This window comes from Nocardia sp. N2S4-5, assembly GCF_044628355.1.
GTDB lineage: Bacteria > Actinomycetota > Actinomycetes > Mycobacteriales > Mycobacteriaceae > Nocardia > Nocardia wallacei_B.
In genome coordinates this window covers 1,557,385-1,578,092 of sequence record NZ_JBIUPM010000001.1, presented here as the reverse complement: position 1 = coordinate 1,578,092, position 20,708 = coordinate 1,557,385, and the positions used below count along the sequence as shown (strand labels likewise).

Here is a 20,708-nt window from a genome sequence, read left to right as displayed (position 1 = left end):
ATGATCCCGTTGTCGTTCGCGCAGCGCCGGCTGTGGTTCATCGACCGGCTGGACGGTCCCTCCGCCACCTACAACATGCCGGTGGCGGTCCGACTGCGAGGCGAATTGGACGAGTCGGCCTTCGCCGCCGCGGTCGGCGACGTCGTGACCCGGCACGAGAGCCTGCGTACCATCTTCGTCGAGGTCGACGGCGTGCCCGCCCAGCAGGTGCTCGACTCCGGCGGCGTCGAGGTGCCGATCGCGATCGCCGACGTGCCCGTCGGCGAGGTGGACGCGGCGGTCGCCGAGGCCGCGCGGCATCCGTTCGATCTGGCGACCGAGATCCCGCTACGGGTCACCGTGTTGCGTTGCGGCGCGGGCGAATACGTCGTGCTGCTGCTGATCCACCACATCGCGGGTGACGGCTGGTCGATGGCGCCGCTGCTGCGGGACCTGTCGGTCGCGTACGGAGCGCGCAGCCGGGGAAGTGCGCCGGAGTGGGAGCCGCTGCCGGTGCAGTATGTGGATTACACGCTGTGGCAGCGGGAGTTGCTGGGGTCGGCGGATGATCCGGACAGTGTGGTGTCGCGGCAGTTCGAGTATTGGCGTCGCGAGCTGGAGGGTGTGCCCGAACACTTGCGGTTGCCCACCGATCGGCCCCGGCCGCGCACGGCGGGCTCGCGCGGGGACGTCACGGTCATCGAGATCGAGGCGGATCTCCGCGCCGCGGTGGAGCGGTTGGCGGCCCGCGAGGGCGCGTCGGTGTCGATGGTGTTGCAGTCGGCCTTGGCCGTGCTGTTGTTCAAACTCGGTGCGGGGGAAGACGTTCCGATCGGTTCCCCGATCGCGGGCCGCACGGACGAGGCCCTGACCGAGCTGGTGGGATTCTTCGTCAACACCTGGGTGCTGCGGGCCCGCGTGGACCCGGCGGCGAAATTCACCGACATTCTCGGCCAGGTCAAGGCGAAGGCGCTGGCCGCCTACGAGAATCAGGACATCCCGTTCGAACTGCTGGTCGAACTGCTCAACCCGGTCCGCTCCACGGCCTATCACCCGCTGGTACAGGTCCTGCTGAGCTTCCAGAACAATGCCGCGCCCGCGCTGGAGCTGCCGGGGCTCGTCATGGAGCCGTACCCCCTGGCCGCGACGACCTCGCAATTCGATCTCGTATTCAATATCGGTGACGCGTCCGCGACCGGCGGCTGGAACGTCCATGTCGAGTACTCGACGGACCTGTTCGACCGGACCACCGTCGAGGCGATGGCCGCACGGCTGGTGCGGGTGCTGCGACAGGCGGCGGCACGTCCGGACGTCGCGGTGGGTGCGGTCGAGGTCCTCGATACCGCGGAACGCGAACTCGTCCTGCGCCGATGGAACGAGACCGCCGCCGAGGTCCCGGAGGCCACGCTGACCGGGCTGGTGCGGGCACAGATCTCGCGCACACCCGAGGCGGCCGCCGTGCTCTGCGGTGACGCCGCGCTCTCGTATCGGGAACTGGATGTGCGGTCGGCCCGGCTGGCGCGAGACCTGATCGCACGCGGCGTGCGGCCGGACGATGTCGTCGCGGTGGCCTTGCCGCGGTCCGCGGAGCTGATCGTGGCGTTGCTGGCGGTGCTGCGGGCCGGTGCCGCGTATCTGCCGATCGATCCCGCCTATCCCTCCGAACGGCTGGCATTCATCCTCGCCGACGCCGGGCCGGTCCTCATCGTGACCGATTCCGGGACGGCGTCCGCGGTGCCCGCCACCGTGGCGGCGCTGTACCTCGAGTCCGTCGACGTGGCCGCGCAGGACGCGCCCGATCTCGCCATCGATGTGCGGCCGCGGCAACTGGCCTACGTGATGTACACCTCGGGTTCGACGGGTGTCCCGAAAGGCGTTGGTATCACGCACCGTAACGTGGTGAATCTGGTCGCGCAGGCGTGGTCTGCGGGGCCGGGGGATCGGGTGCTGGCGCATTCGTCGGTGGCCTTCGACGCGTCCACGTACGAGATCTGGCCCGCGTTGTGCGGCGGCGCGACCGTGGTGCTGGCGACCGAGCGGCGTTCGGACCCGGCCGAGATCACACGACTGGCCGAGACTCGGTCGGTGACGAAGATGTTCGCGACGCCCCCGCTGCTGACGGCGCTGGTCGAGCACGCGGAGTCACTGCCGGACAACGCCTTCCGGAGTGTGGTGCAGGTGAATACCGGCGCCGACACCCTCGGAGCCGGGCTGGTCCATGCGGTGCGGGACATGTGCCCCGGTGTGCGGATCGACAATCTGTACGGCCCGACCGAGGCGACGGTCGATGTGACGTCCTCGGTCGTGCCGGACAGTGTCGATGTGACGGTGCCGATCGGCGCCCCGGTGGCGAATATGCGTGTGTTCGTGCTGGATTCGTGGTTGCTGCCGGTTCCGGTGGGTGTGGCCGGTGAGTTGTATGTGGCCGGTGCGCAGTTGGCGCGGGGGTATCTTGGTCGGGCGGCGTTGACGGCTGGTCGGTTCGTGGCTGATCCGTTCGATGTGGGTGGCCGGTTGTATCGCACGGGTGATGTGGTGCGGTGGAATGCGGTGGGGGAGTTGGAGTTCGTCGGCCGGGCCGATGATCAGGTGAAGATTCGTGGTTTCCGGGTCGAACCGGGCGAGGTGGAAGCCGCTCTGGCACGGCACCCTTCGGTGTCGCAGGCCTTGGTGATGACGCGCGACACCGATTCCGGCGACAAGCGGCTGATCGCCTATGTGGTCGCGGACCGAGCCGAGCCCGGCGAACTCGACGGGACCGCGGTGCGCGAGTTCCTCGCCGGGCAACTACCGGATTTCATGGTCCCGGCCGCGGTGACGGTGATCGAGTCCATTCCGTTGACCCTCAACGGGAAGGTCGATCGCGACGCCCTGCCCGTCCCGGAGATCACGTCCGCGGTGGAATACCGGGCTCCGGGCACCGAACGTGAGCGGGTGCTGGCCGGACTGTTCGCGGAGATTCTCGGGGTCGATCGGGTCGGTGCGGACGACAGCTTCTTCGCCCTGGGCGGGCACTCGCTGCTGGCTACCCGGCTGGTGAGCCGGATCCGGGCGGCACTGGGCATCGAGGTGCCGATCCGGACGGTGTTCGACGCACCCACCGTCGCACGGCTCGCGCACCGATTGGACGCCGACCTCCAGGTACGTCCCTCGTTGACGGTCCGGCAGCGCCCCGAGCCCGTCCCGCTGTCGTTCGCGCAACGACGACTGTGGTTCATCCACTGGCTGGAAGGGCCGTCCGCCACCTACAACATCCCGGTGACGGCGCGGTTGACGGGCGAACTGGATATCCCGGCGCTCGAGGCGGCGATCGGGGACGTCGTGACGCGGCACGAAAGCCTGCGCACGATATTCGCCGAGATCGACGGCGTGCCCGCACAGCGGGTCCAGGCCGCCGACCGGATCCGGCCGCCGCTCACGGTGACCGAGACGACCGCCGCCGAACTGGCGGCGGACGTGACCGCCGCGGTGCGCTACGAATTCGATCTGTCGTCGGAAATACCCTTGCGCACCACTGTCTTTCGTAGCGCCAGTGACCGCGTACTGGTGCTGCTGTTGCACCACATCGCGGGTGACGGCTGGTCGGCGGCGACGTTGCTGCGGGATCTGTCGGTCGCGTACACGGCGCGCAGCCGGGGGACCGCGCCCCGGTGGGAGCCGTTGCCGGTGCAGTATGTGGATTACACGCTGTGGCAACGGGAGCTGCTGGGATCGGCGGACGATCCGGACAGCGTGTTGTCGCGGCAGTTCGAGTATTGGCGTCACGAGCTGGACGGTATGCCCGAGCATCTGCGGTTGCCCACCGATCGGCCCCGGCCCCGCACGGCCGGATACCGCGGGAACGTCGTGGGTTTCGGCATCGATGCCGACACGCGCGCCGCGGTGGAGCGCCTGGCCGCACGCGAGGGCGCGACGGTGTCGATGGTGTTGCAGTCGGCCCTGGCGGTACTGCTGTTCGAACTCGGTGCGGGAGAAGACATTCCGATCGGTTCCCCGATCGCCGGTCGCACCGATGAGGCGCTGACGGAGCTGGTGGGATTCTTCGTCAACACCTGGGTGCTGCGGGCCCGCGTGGACCCGGCCGCGTCGTTCGCCGAGCTGCTGGGGCAGGTCCGGGCAAAGGCCTTGGCGGCGTACGAGAATCAGGACATCCCGTTCGAGCTGCTGGTCGAATTGCTCAACCCGGCGCGTTCGGCGGCCCATCATCCGCTGTTCCAGGTCATGCTGGCGTTCCAGAACAACACGCTGCCCAGGCTGGAACTTCCGGGAGTCGGCATCGAGCCCTACGCCGCCTTCACCGGCACCGCGCGGTTCGACCTGCTGTTCACCATCGCCGACGCCCCGGCGGGACACGACTGGGGCGGGCTCGTCGAATTCGCCACCGACCTGTTCGATCGGCGGACGGTCGAGGCCATCGCCGGGCGTCTGGTGCGACTGCTGCGGCAGGTGGCCGGGGAGCCCGGCGTGCCCGTCGGATCCGTCGAGGTGCTCGACGCCGGTGAGCGGGAACTGATTCTGCGGCGGTGGAACGACACCGCGGTGCCGGTCGCCGACACCACCGTGGTCGAGTTGTTCCGGGCGCAGGCCGCCCGGACCCCGGACGCGGTCGCGGTCGTCGGTACGGACGCCGAGCTGACCTACCGCGAGCTGGATGTCCGGGCCGACGCGCTCGCCGATGCGCTGATATCGCACGGCGTCGGCCCGGAGGCCGTTGTCGCGGTGGCATTGCCGCGCACCGCGGACCTCATCGTGGCATTGCTGGGCGTGCTGAAGGCCGGTGGCGGATATCTGCCCGTCGACCCGGCATATCCGTCGGATCGGCTGGGTTTCGTCCTGGCCGACGCCGCGCCCGCGGTCGTCGTGACCGACACCGTCACCGGAGAAACGCTGCCGGACAACGACATACCGCGGCTGCGTCTCGACACCATCGACGCCGGTGCGGCCCGGCGCGACCGGCTCCCGGCGGTGCGGCCGCAGCAACTGGCGTACCTGATCTACACCTCCGGTTCGACGGGCCGCCCGAAAGGTGTCGAGGTCACGCACCGCAACGTCGTGAACCTGATCGCTCAGGCCTGGGACACCGATACCGCGGACCGGGTCCTGGCGCATTCCTCGGTGGCATTCGACGCCTCGACCTATGAGATCTGGCCGGCCCTGTGCGGCGGCGCGGCGATGGTGCTCGCGGGTGCGCAGCGCTCGGACCCGGCCGAGATCAGCCGGTTGGCCGACACCGGGCCGGTGACGAAGATGTTCGCCACACCACCACTGCTGTCGGCGTTGCTGGACTACGCGAAGACATTGCCGGGCAACCCTTTCCGGGCTCTGCGACAGGTGAACACCGGTGCCGACGTCCTGTCCGCGGCGCTGGTGCGGACCCTGCGGGAGGGGTGGGGGGAGATCCGGATCGACAATCTCTACGGGCCGACCGAGGCGACGGTGAACGTCACCGCGTCGGTGGTGCCCGACGGCGTGGCGGGCGCCGTGCCGATCGGTGTCCCCGTGGCCAATACGCGTGTCTACGTGCTGGATTCGCGGTTGCGGCCGGTGCCGGTGCGGGTACCCGGCGAGTTGTATGTGGCCGGTACGCAGGTGTCACGAGGTTACCGGGGCCGGGCAGCGCTCACCGCGGCGCGATTCGTGGCGGACCCGTTCGACGCGGCGGGCGGGCGGCTGTACCGCACCGGGGATGTGGTGCGCTGGAACAGCGACGGGATGCTGGAGTTCGTCGGCCGCGCCGACGACCAGGTCAAGATCCGCGGGTTCCGGGTCGAACCCGGCGAGGTGGAAGACGCACTCGCACAACATCCTTCGGTTTCGCAGGCGGCGGTGACGGCGCACGCCACCGAGACCGGCGCCAAGCAGCTGATCGCGTACGTGAGCGCCGGTGGCGGCACGGTCGACGGCGCGGAGGTGCGCGAATTCGTGGCCGGGCGCCTGCCGGAGTTCATGGTGCCCGCGGTGGTGATGGTGGTCGAGTCGATGCCGCTGACCACCGGCGGAAAGCTCGACCGCGCCGCGCTGCCGGAACCGGAGTTCACCTCCACGACGCCGCATCGGGCGCCGCGCACGCCGCAGGAGCGAATCCTCGCCACCGTGTTCGCCGAGGTGCTCGGGCGGGATCGGGTCGGGGCGGACGACGATTTCTTCGAATTGGGCGGGGACAGTATTCGTTCCATCCAAGTGGTGTCCCGGGCGCGCGCACTGGGCGTCGAAGTCGGTCCGCGGCAGGTGTTCGAATGCCGGACCGTGTCGGCGTTGGCGGCGGTGGCGACCGAACCCGCGAGCGCGGTGGCGGACGAGTCGGCCCTCGGCGCGGTGGGCTGGCTGCCCTTGCTGCCGGTGGCGCGGTTCGTGCGCGAGCTGGGCGGCCGTTTCGACGGTTTCCATCAGTCCATGACGCTGGATCTGCCGGTGGGCATCGACCGGGCGGGTCTGGAGGCGACGCTCACGGCCGTGCTCGACCATCACGATGCCTTGCGGTCGCGGCTGGTCGATGACGAGCGCGGCCTTGGACTCGAGATCGCACCGCCCGGTTCGGTGGATGCCGGGATGTGGCTGCATCGCGTCGAGGCGGCCGAACCCGAACCCGCGGAGGTGACCGCCGGACACTTGGCGGACGCGGTCGGCCGGTTGGCCCCGGCGGCCGGGGTGATGATGCAGTTCGTGTGGTTCGACGCCGGTCCGGCGCGCGCGGGCCGACTGGCGATCATCGCGCACCACCTGGTGGTCGACGGCGTCTCGTGGCGAATCCTGTTGCCGGACCTGGTCTCCGCGTGGCAGGCCGTGTCCGCCGGAACGCCGCCGGACCTCATGCCCACGGGCACCTCGCTGCGGCACTGGGCGCACGGACTGGCCGAACAGGCGTCCGCGCCGGAGCTGACCGAGCAATTGCCGTGCTGGCGTTCAATTCTCGACGGACCCGACCCGATGCTGGGCACGCGGCCGCTGGATCCGCGGGTCGACGTCATGGCCACCGTGCGCCATACGGTCGTCGAGCTTCCCGTCGTGGAGACCGAGGCGCTGTCGACCACACTGCCGTCGGTCTTCCACGGCGGCGTGGCGGACGGTCTGCTGGCGGCCCTGGCGGCGGCGGTGACGCGCTGGCGCCGGGCTCGGGGAGTAGCCGAGGAATCGGTGCTGATCCGGCTCGAGGGGCACGGGCGCGAGGAGGAGACCGTGCCGGGCGCCGACCTGTCGAACACCGTCGGCTGGTTCACCAGTGTGTTCCCGGTCCGGTTGCGTGCGAACGCGGCGGCGTGGGAGGAGTTCTGCGCCGGTGGTCCGGCGGCGGGCGCCTCGATCAAGTCGGTCAAGGAGCAGTTGCGCGCTATTCCGGGCAAGGGCATCGGCTACGGGTTGCTGCGCTACCTGAATCCCGAGACCGCCGCGGCACTGCGGCCGTACTCGGCGGGACAGCTCGGGTTCAATCACCTGGGCCGGTTGACCTCGACGGACCTGCTCCCGCAACGACTGCGGGGCGCCGGATGGACTCCCGCGCAGGGCGATTCCGGATCGGTGGCGGCCCCGGACGCGGCGATGCCCGCGCTGGCGGTCGTCGACGTCACCACCATGATCGTCGACACCGACGAAGGTCCGGTCCTGCGAGCGGTGTTCGCGACTCCGGCCGGAGTCGTGGACACGGCGGCGGCCGAGGAATTGGCCGGGCTCTGGCGGGCCGCGGCGCTCGGGCTGGCCCGGCACGCCGTCGGCTCGGGCGCGGGTGGCCTGACGCCGTCCGATCTGCCGCTGGTGGAGCTGGCGCAGAACGAGATCGAACACTTGGAGCGGCGCTATCCGGGGCTGGTGGAGGTCTGGCCGCTGACCGCCATGCAGTCGGGGTTGCTGTTCCATCGCGCGCTGGCGGGCAAGGGGCCGGACTTCTACCACATGCAGGTGGTGTTCGGCCTGACCGGAACGGTGGACCCGGCCCGGATGCGCGCGGCCGGTCAGGGATTGCTCGACCGGTATCCGAACCTGCGGGTCGGATTCGCCGAGGACGCCGCCGGTGTTCCGGTACAGGTCGTCGTCCACCCGGTCGAATTGCCTTGGCGTGTGGTGGATTTGCGGGACTGCGACGAGGCGGAGGGTGCCGCGGCGCTGGATGCGCTCCTGGCCGAGGACCGGCACACGCAATTCGACGTGGCGACGCCGCCCCTGCTGCGACTGACGTTGGTACTGACCGCCGACCGGCGCTCGGAATTGGTGTTCACCGCCCACCACATGCTGCTGGACGGCTGGTCGCTGCCGCTGCTGATCCGAGATCTGCTGCGCCTCTACGGTTCCGGTGGTGACGCCGCGGCCCTGCCGCCGGTACCCGGCTATCGCGAATTCCTGGCCTGGCTGAGCCGATGGGATTCCGGCGCGGGCCTGCGGGCCTGGGCCGCGGAACTCGACGGCTTCGACGAACCCACGATGCTCGCCGGCGCCGCCGACGACGCCGCGCCCGCGGAGGTCGAGCAGGTCGAGGTGCCCCTGCCCGCGGCGACCGCGCAGGCGGTGGGCAGGCGGGCCGTCGAACTCGGGGTCACGGTGAACACGGTCGTGCAGGCGGCGTGGGGGATTCTGCTGGCCGCGTCGACGGGCCGCCGCGATGTGGTGGCCGGGACGACGGTCTCGGGCCGGCCACCCGCGATCGCGGGGGTCGATTCGATGGTCGGCCTGTTCATCAATACCGTGCCCGTGCGCGTGCGGTTCGACCACGGCGACACCCTCGCCGACGTGCTGACCGATCTGCAGGCCCGGCAGGTTGCGCTGCTGGACCACCATCATGTCGGGTTGAGCGATATCCACCGGGCCACCGGGCTGCACACGCTGTTCGACACGCTCATCGGCTTCGAGTCCTATCCCGTCGATTGGACCGGGATCGACGCGGCCGTCACCGCCAGCGGACTCGGCCTCACCGATCTGCGTCCCACCGCGCCGACGCACTACCCGCTGACCGTCGTCGCCGGCGCCGCCCCCGACCTGACGCTTCGACTGGAATACCGCACCGATATGTTCGATCGCGCCACGATCGAGTCCGTCTCGCGGCGGCTGGTGCGGATATTCGAGCAGGTGGCCTCGAACGCGACTGTGCCGGTGGGTTCGATCGACCTCCTCGGCGACGAGCGCGACCTGGTGCTGCGGCGGTGGAACGAGACCGCGCTGGACGTCCGGGACACCACGCTCCTCGGGTTGTTCGAGGCGCGGGCGGCCCGCACCCCGGACGCCGTAGCCGTCGTCTGTGGCGATACGGAGCTGACGTATCAGCAGCTCGATTCCCGGGCGGCCCGGCTGGCGCGAGTGCTGGTCGCGCGCGGCGTGGGACCCGACACGCTCGTGGCCGTGGCGCTGGGGAGATCCGTGGAGCTGCTGGTGGCGCTGGTGGCGGTCGTGCGGGCCGGTGGCGGCTACCTACCGGTCGATCCCGCCTACTCGGCGGATCGGGTGGCGTTCGTACTCGCCGACGCCGATCCGGTCGTGATGGTGACCGACCGATCGACGGCGGACCGCTTGCCGCGCAACGCGATACCGCGCCTGTATCTGGACGAAGTCGGCGAGGCGGGCGGCCGCGATCGAACGGCGGCGGTGCGGCCGCGGAATCTGGCGTATGTCATTTACACCTCGGGTTCGACGGGTGTACCGAAAGGCGTTGGTATCACGCACCGTAACGTGGTGAATCTGGTCGCGCAGGCGTGGTCTGCGGGGCCGGGGGATCGGGTGCTGGCGCATTCGTCGGTGGCTTTCGACGCGTCCACGTATGAGATCTGGCCCGCGTTGTGCGGCGGCGCGACGCTGGTGCTGGCGGCCGCGGAACAGTCCGACCCCGCCGAGATCACCCGGCTGGTCGAGACCCTGTCGGTGACGAAGATGTTCGCTACGCCGCCGCTGTTGTCGGCGCTGGTCGAGTACGCGGAGTCGTTGGAGCGTAAGCCGTTCCGGAGTCTGACGCAGGTGAATACCGGCGCGGACACGCTGACCGGGGGATTGGTCGCCGCGGTGAAAGCGGTGTGCGGCGGCGTCCGGGTCGACAATCTCTACGGTCCGACCGAGGCGACCGTCGATGTGACGGCGTTCAGCGTGCCCGACGGCACGAAGGGCTCGGTGCCGATCGGTGCTCCGGTGGCCAATACCCGGGTGTACGTGCTGGATTCGTGGTTGCTGCCGGTTCCGGTGGGTGTGGCCGGTGAGTTGTATGTGGCCGGTGTGCAGTTGGCGCGGGGGTATCTCGGTCGGGCGGCGTTGACGGCTGGTCGGTTCGTGGCTGATCCGTTCGATGTGGGTGGCCGGTTGTATCGCACGGGTGATGTGGTGCGGTGGAATGGGGTGGGGGAGTTGGAGTTCGTGGGTCGGGCCGATGATCAGGTGAAGATCCGAGGTTTCCGGGTCGAGCCGGGCGAGGTCGAAGCCGCACTCGCACAGCATCCTTCGGTATCGCGGGCCGCGGTCATCGCGGTGGACACCGGGACCGGCGGCAAACAGCTGGTGGGATACGTCGCCCCCGGCGTGGCCGGACTCGAGGGAACACGGCTGCGCGAGTTCGTCTCCCGTCGGCTGCCGGAGTTCATGGTGCCGGCCGTCGTGATGGTGCTCGACTCGATTCCGTTGACCGCCAACGGCAAGGTGGATCGCAGGGCGCTGCCCGCCCCTGAAGCGGCGCCGTCGGCGCGCTACCGGGCGCCGGTCACCGCCGAGGAGCGGGCGCTGGCCGCGGTGTTCGCCGAGGTGCTGGGAGTGGAGCGGGTCGGGGTCGACGACAGCTTCTTCGAATTGGGCGGGGACAGCATTCGTTCCATCCAGGTGGTGTCGCGGGCGCGGGCGCTGGGCGTGGTGGTGAGCACGCGGGAGGTGTTCGAACGCCGGACGGTGGCGGCCTTGGTGGCCGTGGCCGATGGGCGCGCGACGGATTCGGTGCTGCGGGAACCGGCGGGCGCCGGAGTGGGCTGGATGCCGCTGCTGCCGGTGGCACGGTTCGTGCGGGAGCTGGGCGCCGGTTTCGACGGTTTCAATCAGACCATGGTGCTCGAGCTGCCGGCCGGTATCTACCGAGCGGGCCTGGTGGCGACGCTGACGGCGGTCCTCGATCGTCATGACGCGCTGCGGTCGCGGCTGGTCGACGACGAGCGCGGTCCGGGACTCGAGATCGCACCGCCCGGTTCGGTGGATGCCGGGATGTGGCTGCATCGCGTCGAGGTGACCGAGGCTTCCCGTGCGGACGTGATCGCCGCGCAGCTGGAAGCCGCGGTCGGCCGGTTGGCTCCGGCGGCCGGGGTGATGATGCAGTTCGTGTGGTTCGACGCCGGTCCGGCAGAGCCGGGCCGGCTGGCGATCGTGGCGCATCACCTGGTGGTCGACGGTGTGTCGTGGCGAATCCTGTTGCCGGACTTGGCCGCCGCGTGGCAAGCGGTGGCGGCCGGAGCGCAGCCGGTGTTCGCCCCCGCGGGGACATCGATGCGGCGGTGGGCGCGCGGACTGGCCGACGAGTCGGTCCAGCCGCGTCGGGTGGCCGAACTCTCGTGGTGGCGTGGCGTTCTCGACGGACCCGATCCGATGCTGGGCGCGCGGCCGCTACGGCCGGACGTCGACGTCCTGGCCACCGTGCAGCATGTCGAGGTGCCGATTCCGGTGGCCGAGACCGAGATCCTGGTGACGACCCTGCCCGCGGTCTTCCACGGTGGCGTCGAGGACGGGCTGCTGGCGGCCCTGGCGGTGGCACTCACGCGCTGGCGTCAGGCGCGCGGGGTCTCCGAGGAATCTGTCCTGCTCCGGCTGGAAGGCCATGGGCGCGAGGAGGATACCGTTGCGGGCGCCGAGCTGTCGGACACCGTCGGCTGGTTCACCAGCATGTACCCGGTGCGGCTGCGGGCCGCCGCGACGGCGTGGGATCGACTCTGCGCGGGCGGCGACGCCGCGGGCGACCTGGTCAAGGCGATCAAGGAGCAATTGCGGGCACTGCCGGACAAAGGTATCGGCTACGGGTTGCTGCGGTACCTGAACCCCGAGACGGCCGCCGTCCTGCGGCAGTTTCCGGACGTCCAGATCGGATTCAACTACCTCGGCCGGTTCACCTCGGCGGATCTGCTGCCGCAACGATCGCGGGGAGCGGGCTGGGCGCCCGCGGCCGACGCCGGACCGGTGATCACGCCGGTGGACCCCGCGTTGTCCGCGATGCCGGTGATGTCGGTGCTGGACATGAGCGCCATGGTGATCGACACCGACGCCGGTCCGGAGCTGCGGGCGGTGTTCGCCGCGCCCGCCGGGGTGCTGGCGGAATCCGAGGTGCGGGAGCTGGCCGCGCTGTGGCGAAGCGCGGCACTGGGATTGGCACGCCACGCCGCGACGCCGGGCGCGGGTGGCTTGACGCCCGCGGACCTGCCGCTGGTGGAATTGGAGCAGGCCGAGATCGAACTCCTGGAGCGACGCTATCCGGGACTGGTGGACGTGTGGTCGCCGACCTCGATGCAGTCGGGGCTGCTGTTCCATCACGGGCTGGCGGACACCGGCTTCGACGCCTATCACATGCAGGTGGTTTTCGGCCTGGCCGGGCAGGTCGATCCGGCCCGGCTGCGGGCGGCGGGTCAGGGCCTGCTCGACCGGTATCCGACACTGCGGGTGGGTTTCGCGGCCGACTCCCACGGCGCACCGGTTGAGGTGGTCGTCGACGGTGTCGAATTGCCTTGGAACGCAGTGGATCTGCGCGACCTGGACGAGGCCGGACGGGCGGCGGCGCTGCGGACATTGCTGGACGAGGATCGTAGCGCCCGTTTCGATGTGACGACCCCGCCGCTGCTGCGGCTGACATTGGTGCGGACGGCCGAGCAGCGATCCGAACTCGTGTTTACCGCCCATCACGTCCTGCTGGACGGCTGGTCGCTGCCCCTGCTGATCCGGGACCTGTTGCGGCTCTACGGTTCCGGTGGCGACGCCCACCGCCTGCCCGCCGCGCCGGACTACCGGGAATTCCTGACGTGGCTGCACCGACAGGACCGCGACGCGGGCCTACAGGCATGGATGCGGGAGCTGGAGGGTGTCCGGGAACCCACACTGCTCGCCGACAGTCTCGGAAAGCCCGGTGGCGCAGCGCCTTCGGAGGCAGCCGATGTCGACCGGGTCGAGGTGGAAGTGACCGCCGAGACGGTCTCGGCGCTGGGCCGCCGGGCCAAGGCGCTCGGGGTCACGGTGAACACCGTCGTCCAGGCGGCGTGGGGGATGCTGCTGGCGGTGTCGACCGGTCGCCGCGATGTCATCGCGGGAGCGACCGTCTCGGGACGGCCGCCCGCGATACCGGGCGTGGATTCGATGGTCGGATTGTTCATCAACACCGTGCCCGTGCGGATGCGATTCGATCCGCGCGACACCTTCGCCGCTGTGCTGAACGATCTGCAGGCCCGGCAGGCGGCCCTGCTGGACCATCATCATGTCGGATTGAGCGAGATACATCAGGGCGTGGGGTTGCCCGTCCTGTTCGACACGCTCATCGGATTCGAGTCCTATCCCATCGACCAGGACGGGATCGGCAGCGGCGCCGCCGACAGCGGCATCGCCCTCACCGGTGTGCGCTCCGATACGCCCTCGCACTACGCGGTCACGCTGGTCGCCACCGCCGTCCCGGACGTGCGCCTGCATCTGGAATACCGCACCACCGTGTTCGATCGGCCCACGGTCGAGGCGATGGCGCGCAGGCTGGTGCGGATCTTCGAACAGCTGGCGGCGGACCCGTACGCCGCGTTGCGGTCGATCAATGTGCTCGGCGCCGGCGAACGAGAAGCGGTGCTGCGCCGATGGAACGAGACGAGCGCCGAGCTTCCCGGCGGCACCGTCGTCGCGCGGTTCCGGGAACAGGTCGCGGCGACGCCGGACGCGGTGGCCGTCGTGTGTGGTGACGTCGAGGTGACATATCGCGAACTCGACAGTCGCGCCGAGCTTCTCGCCCGCGCCCTGACCGCGCACGGGGTGCGTGCGGACGCCGTGGTCGCCGTGGCGTTGCCGAGATCGGCGGAATTGATCGTGGCGCTGCTGGGCGTGCTGAAGGCCGGTGGCGGATATCTGCCCATCGATCCGGCCTACCCGTCCGATCGGCTGGCGTTCGTCCTCGCCGATGCCGACCCGGTGGTCGTCGTCACCGATCGGGTCAGCGCGAATGTGCTGCCCGACAATCCGATTCCCCGGCTGTGGCTCGACGCCGTGGACGCCGAACAGGGCTCCGGCGACGATCGAGTCGTCACGGTGCGGCCGCAGAACCTGGCATATCTGATCTACACGTCCGGCTCCACGGGTGTGCCCAAAGGCGTCGCGGTCACCCACCGGAACGTGTCGGCATTCGCGGCCGCACCCGGGTGGCGGGGCGATGCGCACGACAGCGTGCTGATGCATTCCTCGGTGGCCTTCGACGCCTCCACCTACGAGATCTGGGTGCCGCTGCTCCGCGGCGGCCGGGTGGTCGTCGCGCCGGCGGAGCACGCCGATATCGCGGCCCTGACCCGTGTGCTGACCACGCAGGCGGTCACGGCGGCATTCTTCACCACCCGCCTGTTCGAAGTACTCGCCGACGACCACCCCGAGGCGCTCGCCGGGCTTCGCGAGGTGTGGACCGGTGGCGAGGACATGCCGCCGGAGGTGTTCCGGCGGGCGGTGCGGAGGTCTTCCGGGACGCGCGTCGTGCATGTGTACGGGCCGACCGAGACCACGACTTTCGCCGTCCGCCGGTCGTTCGAGGCCTCGGAATCCGTCGCGGGCACAGCGGTGCCGATCGGGCGCCCGTTGACGAATGTCCGTGCGTACGTGCTGGATTCGTGGTTGCTGCCGGTTCCGGTGGGTGTGGCCGGTGAATTGTATGTGGCCGGTGCGCAATTGGCGCGCGGGTACCTGGGCCAGGCCGCTCTGACGGCTGCGCGGTTCGTGGCCGATCCGTTCGATGCGGGTGCTCGGTTGTATCGCACGGGTGATGTGGTGCGGTGGAACGCGATAGGAGAGTTGGAGTTCGTCGGCCGGGCCGACGATCAGGTGAAGATCCGAGGTTTCCGGGTCGAGCCGGGCGAGGTGGAAGCCGCACTGGCACAGCATCCTTCGGTGTCGCAGGCCGTCGTGACAGCCCGCGATACCGGTTCCGCCGGCAAACAACTGATCGCGTACGTGGTGGGCGACGGCCGCGTGCTCGACGGCGGAGATGTGCGTCGATGGGTGGCCGACCGGCTGCCGGAATTCATGGTGCCGACCGTGGTCACGGTGATCGACTCGGTGCCGCTGACCGTGAACGGCAAGCTGGACCGCGCGGCGCTGCCACAGCCGGAACTCGCCTCCTCGGCACGCTATCGAGCCCCCGGGGGCGAGCGCGAGCGGGTACTGGCGGAGTTGTTCGCGGAGGTGCTGGGCCTCGCTCGGGTGGGTGTGGACGACAGTTTCTTCGAACTGGGCGGGCACTCGCTGCTGGCGACTCGCCTGGTGAGTCGAATCCGGGCGGTCCTGGGCGTCGAGGTGTCGATCCGGACGGTGTTCGACGCTCCGACGGTGGCGCAGTTGGCAACTCGGCTGGATGTGCACGCGCAGGTGCGCCCGGCAATGTCGGTGCGGGAGCGGCCGGACATCGTTCCGTTGTCGTTCGCGCAGCGGCGGCTCTGGTTCGTGCACCGGTTGGAGGGTCCCTCGGCTACGTACAACATTCCGTTGGCCGCTCGGCTGCGGGGCGTGTTCGATCCCGTGGCGTTCGAGGCGGCGGTGGGCGACATCGTCGCGCGGCACGAGAGTCTGCGGACGGTCTTCGCCGAGGTGGACGGTGTGCCTTCGCAGCGGGTGCTGGACGTCGCGGATCTCGAACTGCCGGTGCGGGTTGCGGAGGTGGATTCCGGTGCGCTGGACGCGGCCGTGACCTCGGCGCTCGGGTACCGGTTCGATCTGTCGGCCGAGATTCCGATCCGCGCGACCGTCTTACGATCCGGTCCCGGCGAGAGCGTGCTGGTACTGGTGATTCACCATATCGCCGGTGACGGCTGGTCGATGACGCCACTGCTGCACGATCTGGCCGTCGCCTATACGGCACGGCTGCACGATCAGGCCCCGGGGTGGGAGCCGTTGCCGGTGCAGTACGTGGACTACACCCTGTGGCAACAGGATTGGCTGGGCTCGACCACCGACCCCGACAGCATCGTCTCCCGGCAATTCGAGTATTGGCGGCGCGAACTCGACGGCATGCCGGAGGAGTTGCCGCTACCGACCGACCGGCCGCGGCCGCGCGTGGCGTCCTATCGCGGGGATCTGGTCACGTTCGACATCGACGCGCGGACCAGAGCGGCGGTGGAACGGCTGGCCGCCCGCGAAGGGGCGACGGTGTCGATGGCGCTCCAATCGGCCCTGGTCGTCCTGCTGTCCAAACTCGGTGCGGGAGAGGACATTCCGATCGGCTCGCCGATCGCCGGGCGCACCGACGAGGCGGTCGCGGACCTGGTGGGATTCTTCGTCAATACCTGGGTGCTGCGCGCGCGGGTCTCCGCGGCGGCGGCGTTCACCGAGATCCTGGGCCAGGTCCGGGCAAAGGCATTGGCCGCGTACGAGAACCAGGACGCGCCGTTCGAACTGCTCGTCGAATTGCTCAACCCGGCCCGCTCGGCGGCGCGTCACCCGCTGTTCCAGGTGACACTGGCCTTTCAGAACAACGCCCTGCCGACGGTCGCCCTGCCGGACGTCGAGCTCCGGCCCTATCCGACGACCATCTCGACCGCGCGATTCGACCTGTTCTTCAATATCGCCGACGCCCCGGCCGGTCACCCGTGGAGCGGTTTCGTCGAGTACGCGACCGAGTTGTTCGACCGATCGACGGTCGAGGCGATGGTGGAGCGGCTGCTGCGGCTCCTGCGGCAGTTGGCGTCGCATCCGGAAACGCCGGTCGGGGCGATCGATGTGCTCCGCGACGACGAGCGCGAGCTGGTGTTGCGGCAGTGGAACGACACCACCGCCCCGGCCGCCGCGGAGGCCACCCTGATCGGCTTGTTCGAGGCCCAGGCCGCCCGCACCCCTACCGCGCTCGCGGTGATCCACGGCGACGACGAGGTGACCTACGGCGAACTCGATCGCCGCGCCGATCGGCTCGCGCGGATCTTGACATCGCGGGGCGTCGGCCCGGACACCGTGGTCGCGGTGGCCTTGCCGCGGTCGGTGGATCTGCTCACGGCGATGCTGGCCGTGCTGAAGGCCGGCGGCGGATACCTGCCGATAGATCCGGCCTATCCCTCGGAGCGGCTGGCGTTCATCCTCGCCGACGCCCGTCCCGTGCTCATCGTGACCGACTCCGTGACCGGAAACATGTTGCCCGACAACGGCTTGGCGCGCCTGCATAGCGACGCGCCGGGCGCTGCCGACGGCGCGGCTCGCGGCCGGGCCGTAGCGGTGCGGCCGGAGAATCTGGCGTACTTGATCTACACCTCCGGCTCGACCGGCGTTCCCAAAGGCGTCGAGGTGACGCATCGCAATGTGGCGAGCTTCGTAGCGCAGGCGGCGCGGCCCGGGAGTCCCGAGGATCGGATCCTGGTGCACTCGTCGGTGGCGTTCGATGCCTCGGCATATGAGATCTGGCCCGCGCTGTGCAGTGGCGGCGCGCTGGTGATCGCGGGTGAGCAGCGCTCGGATCCGGCGGAGATCGCGCGGTTGGTCGAGGCCCGCGCGGTAACGGCGATGTTCGCGACACCGCCCTTGCTGGCGGCGCTGCTGGACCATGTCGGGACGCGGTCGGGCAATCCGCTGCGGACGCTGAGCCGAATTCTGTCCGGCGGAGCCGAATTGACGGCGCGTATGGTGCGCGAGCTGACCGACGCATACCCGGATATCCGGGTCGCGAACGGTTACGGCCCCACCGAGACGACCGTGTACGTCACCCGGTACGACTGGCGGAAAGCCATCGACGGAGCCGTTCCGATCGGCCGCCCGATCGGGAATGTCCGTGTGTACGTGCTGGATTCGGGGCTGGCGCCGGTCCCGGTCGGGGTGGCCGGTGAATTGTATGTGGCGGGCGCGCAATTGGCCCGCGGATACCACGATCGGGCCGGGGCCACGGCCGCGCGGTTCGTGGCGGATCCGTTCGGATCGGGCGGCCGGTTGTATCGCACGGGTGATGTGGTGCGCTGGAATGCCGCGGGCGAGCTGGAATTCGTCGGCCGGGCCGACGATCAGGTGAAGATTCGCGGTTTCCGGGTCGAGGTCGGCGAAGTGGAAAACGCGCTCGCACAACATCCTTCGGTCTCGCAGGCCGTGGTGGTGGCGCGGGAAACCGGCCTCGGCGACAAACAGCTGGTCGGCTACGTGGTCGCCGACAGATCCGGGCCGATGGTCGGGCAGGACGAACTGGTCGGGCAGTGGCGGCAGGTGTACGACGACCTGTACGCGGGCGCCGAGGACGCCGGCGACGGCCCGGCGTTCGGCGCGGATTTCGGTGGGTGGAACAGCAGCTTCACCGGGGAGCCGATTCCGTCCGAGCAGATGCGCGAATGGCGGATGGCCACCGTCGAACGCATTCGTGAGCTGGCGCCACGCCGCGTGCTGGAGATAGGTGTGGGTTCGGGCCTGATACTGTCGCAGCTCGCGCCCGAATGCGAAGAGTATTGGGCGACAGACTTTTCCGCGCCCACCATAGCCACGCTCCGGAGTCAGCTGGACGCGCTGGGAGTCGAATGGGGTGACCGCGTCATCCCGAGCGTGCGGGCCGCCGACGATACCGATGGCCTGCCCGAAGGCTACTTCGACACCGTGGTGCTGAACTCGGTGATCCAGTATTTCCCCGGCGAGGGTTATCTCCGCACGGTCCTCGAACGCCTGGAAAGACTGCTGGCCCCTGGCGGCGCGGTCTTCCTCGGCGACGTGCGCAATGCGGCGTTGCTGGCGGAGTTCGCCACCGCGGTGCAACTCGCGCGCACCGGCGACACCGATCCCGCGGCGGTCGGCGCCCGGGTGCGCCGGGATATCGCGGCCGAACAGGAACTGTTGCTGGCGCCGGAATACTTCGTGGGATTGTGCCGCGCCGCAACCGGTTTCGACGCCGTCGATATCCAGCTCCAGCGCGGCTACGCGGTCAACGAGCTGACCCGGTATCGCTACGATGTGGTCCTGCGCAAATCGGCCACGGCCCGGCTCTCGGTGGCCGACCTGCCGACCATCGAATTCCGCGACCGTGATCGGTTGCGCACGCTCCTGGAGGCGCCGCGGTCCGGCGGAATTCGTGTCACCGGTATTCCGCATATCGGCTTGATCGACCAGGTCGGCGCGACACGCAGCATCGGGGATGGCCTGCCCGTCATCCCCGCCGGAACCCTCGCCGTCGATTTCGAAGGTGTCCTCGACGACGGCCGGCGGGCGGATACGGCACTGCTGCCGGAGGATCTGCACGCGCTGGGACAGCGGTTCGGCTACCGCACGGCGGTGACCTGGTCGGCCGACAAGGGCCGGATGGACGCGATCTTCCTCGACATCGCGACCACCGAAGACCGGCCTCTGACGGATATATACCTGCCGCCGGACGCGGTGGGTGACGATCTCACCGCCTACGCCAACAATCCGCGCGCCGGTCTGCTGGCCGCCGACGTGCGCCGGTGGGCAGGCGAGCGCCTCCCCGAATTCATGGTGCCCGCGGTAGTCATGGTGATCGAGTCGCTGCCACTGACCGCGAGCGGAAAACCGGACCGCAAGGCGCTGCCGGACCCCGAATTCGCCTCCGCGAACGAATATCGGCCGCCGGGCACCGAGCGAGAGCGGGTGCTGGCCGGGTTGTTCGCCGAGATCCTGGGCATCGACCGGGTCGGCATCGACGACGACTTCTTCGCGCTGGGCGGGCATTCCCTGCTGGCGACCCGCCTCACCAGCCGGATTCGGGTGACACTGGGGGCGAATGTGCCGGTCCGATTGATATTCGACGCGCCGACGGTCGCCCGATTGGCGGCCCGGCTCGAGGACGGCACGGAATTCGGCACGGATTTCGACCCGGTGCTGGTGCTGAAGGACTCCGGGACCCGGGAACCGCTGTGGTGCCTGCCGCCCGGCGGTGGTCTCGGCTGGTTCTATCAGCAACTCGGACCGCACCTGCCCGACCGGCCGATCCATGCGGTCCAATCCCGCGGGCTCGACGGCGGGGCGATGGCCACCTCGTTCGAGGAAATGATCGACGACTACGCCGACCGAATCCGCACAGTGCAGAAAGAGGGACCGTACTTCCTGCTGGGGTGGTCCTACGGCGGCATCGTCGCCCACGCGCTGGCGCAGCGACTCACCGAGCGCGGCATGCCGATCGGATTCCTGGGGGTCGTCGACAGCAAGCCGCCCGTGCCCGCGGTCGATCAGCCGGACGTTTCGGAACAGGACGCCTTGGCCAGCCTGCGGGAGTGGATGGCCGACAGATTCGGCGAGCACCTCGAGGCGCCGGTCGTGCAGGAACTGGCGCAGCGCGCGGCGCGGGTCCTCATCAACAGCAGCACATTGCTGGAAGGCTACGTCGCACCCCGCTACGACGGTGATCTCACGATATTCGGCGCCGCACTGGACGCCGCCGGTGATCCACTTCCCGATTTCGCGGACGACCTCGAACAAGCCTGGCGCCCGCACATCGGCGGACGGGTGCGCGTGCTCGAAGTGCATTGCGCCCACGGCGATTTCGACCGTCCCGAGAATATGAGCACGGTGGGCCGTCTGCTGAACGACCTCTTGTGACCGCCGGGGGCGGCGCTTGGGGTCGTCGGCGCACGTTCATCGCGGGAAAACAAGAGGCCTTTGGCACG

General features: G+C 69.6%; 1 protein-coding gene. It reads left to right on the top strand.

Annotated features, from left to right (window positions below; all coding sequences use genetic code 11):
- Positions 1 to 20,640: a non-ribosomal peptide synthase/polyketide synthase gene (locus tag ACFMRZ_RS06825; RefSeq protein ID WP_400178366.1), complete on the top strand. Its 20,640-nt coding sequence runs from the start codon at positions 1 to 3 to the stop codon at positions 20,638 to 20,640.
- Positions 20,641 to 20,708: the final 68 nt, after the last annotated feature.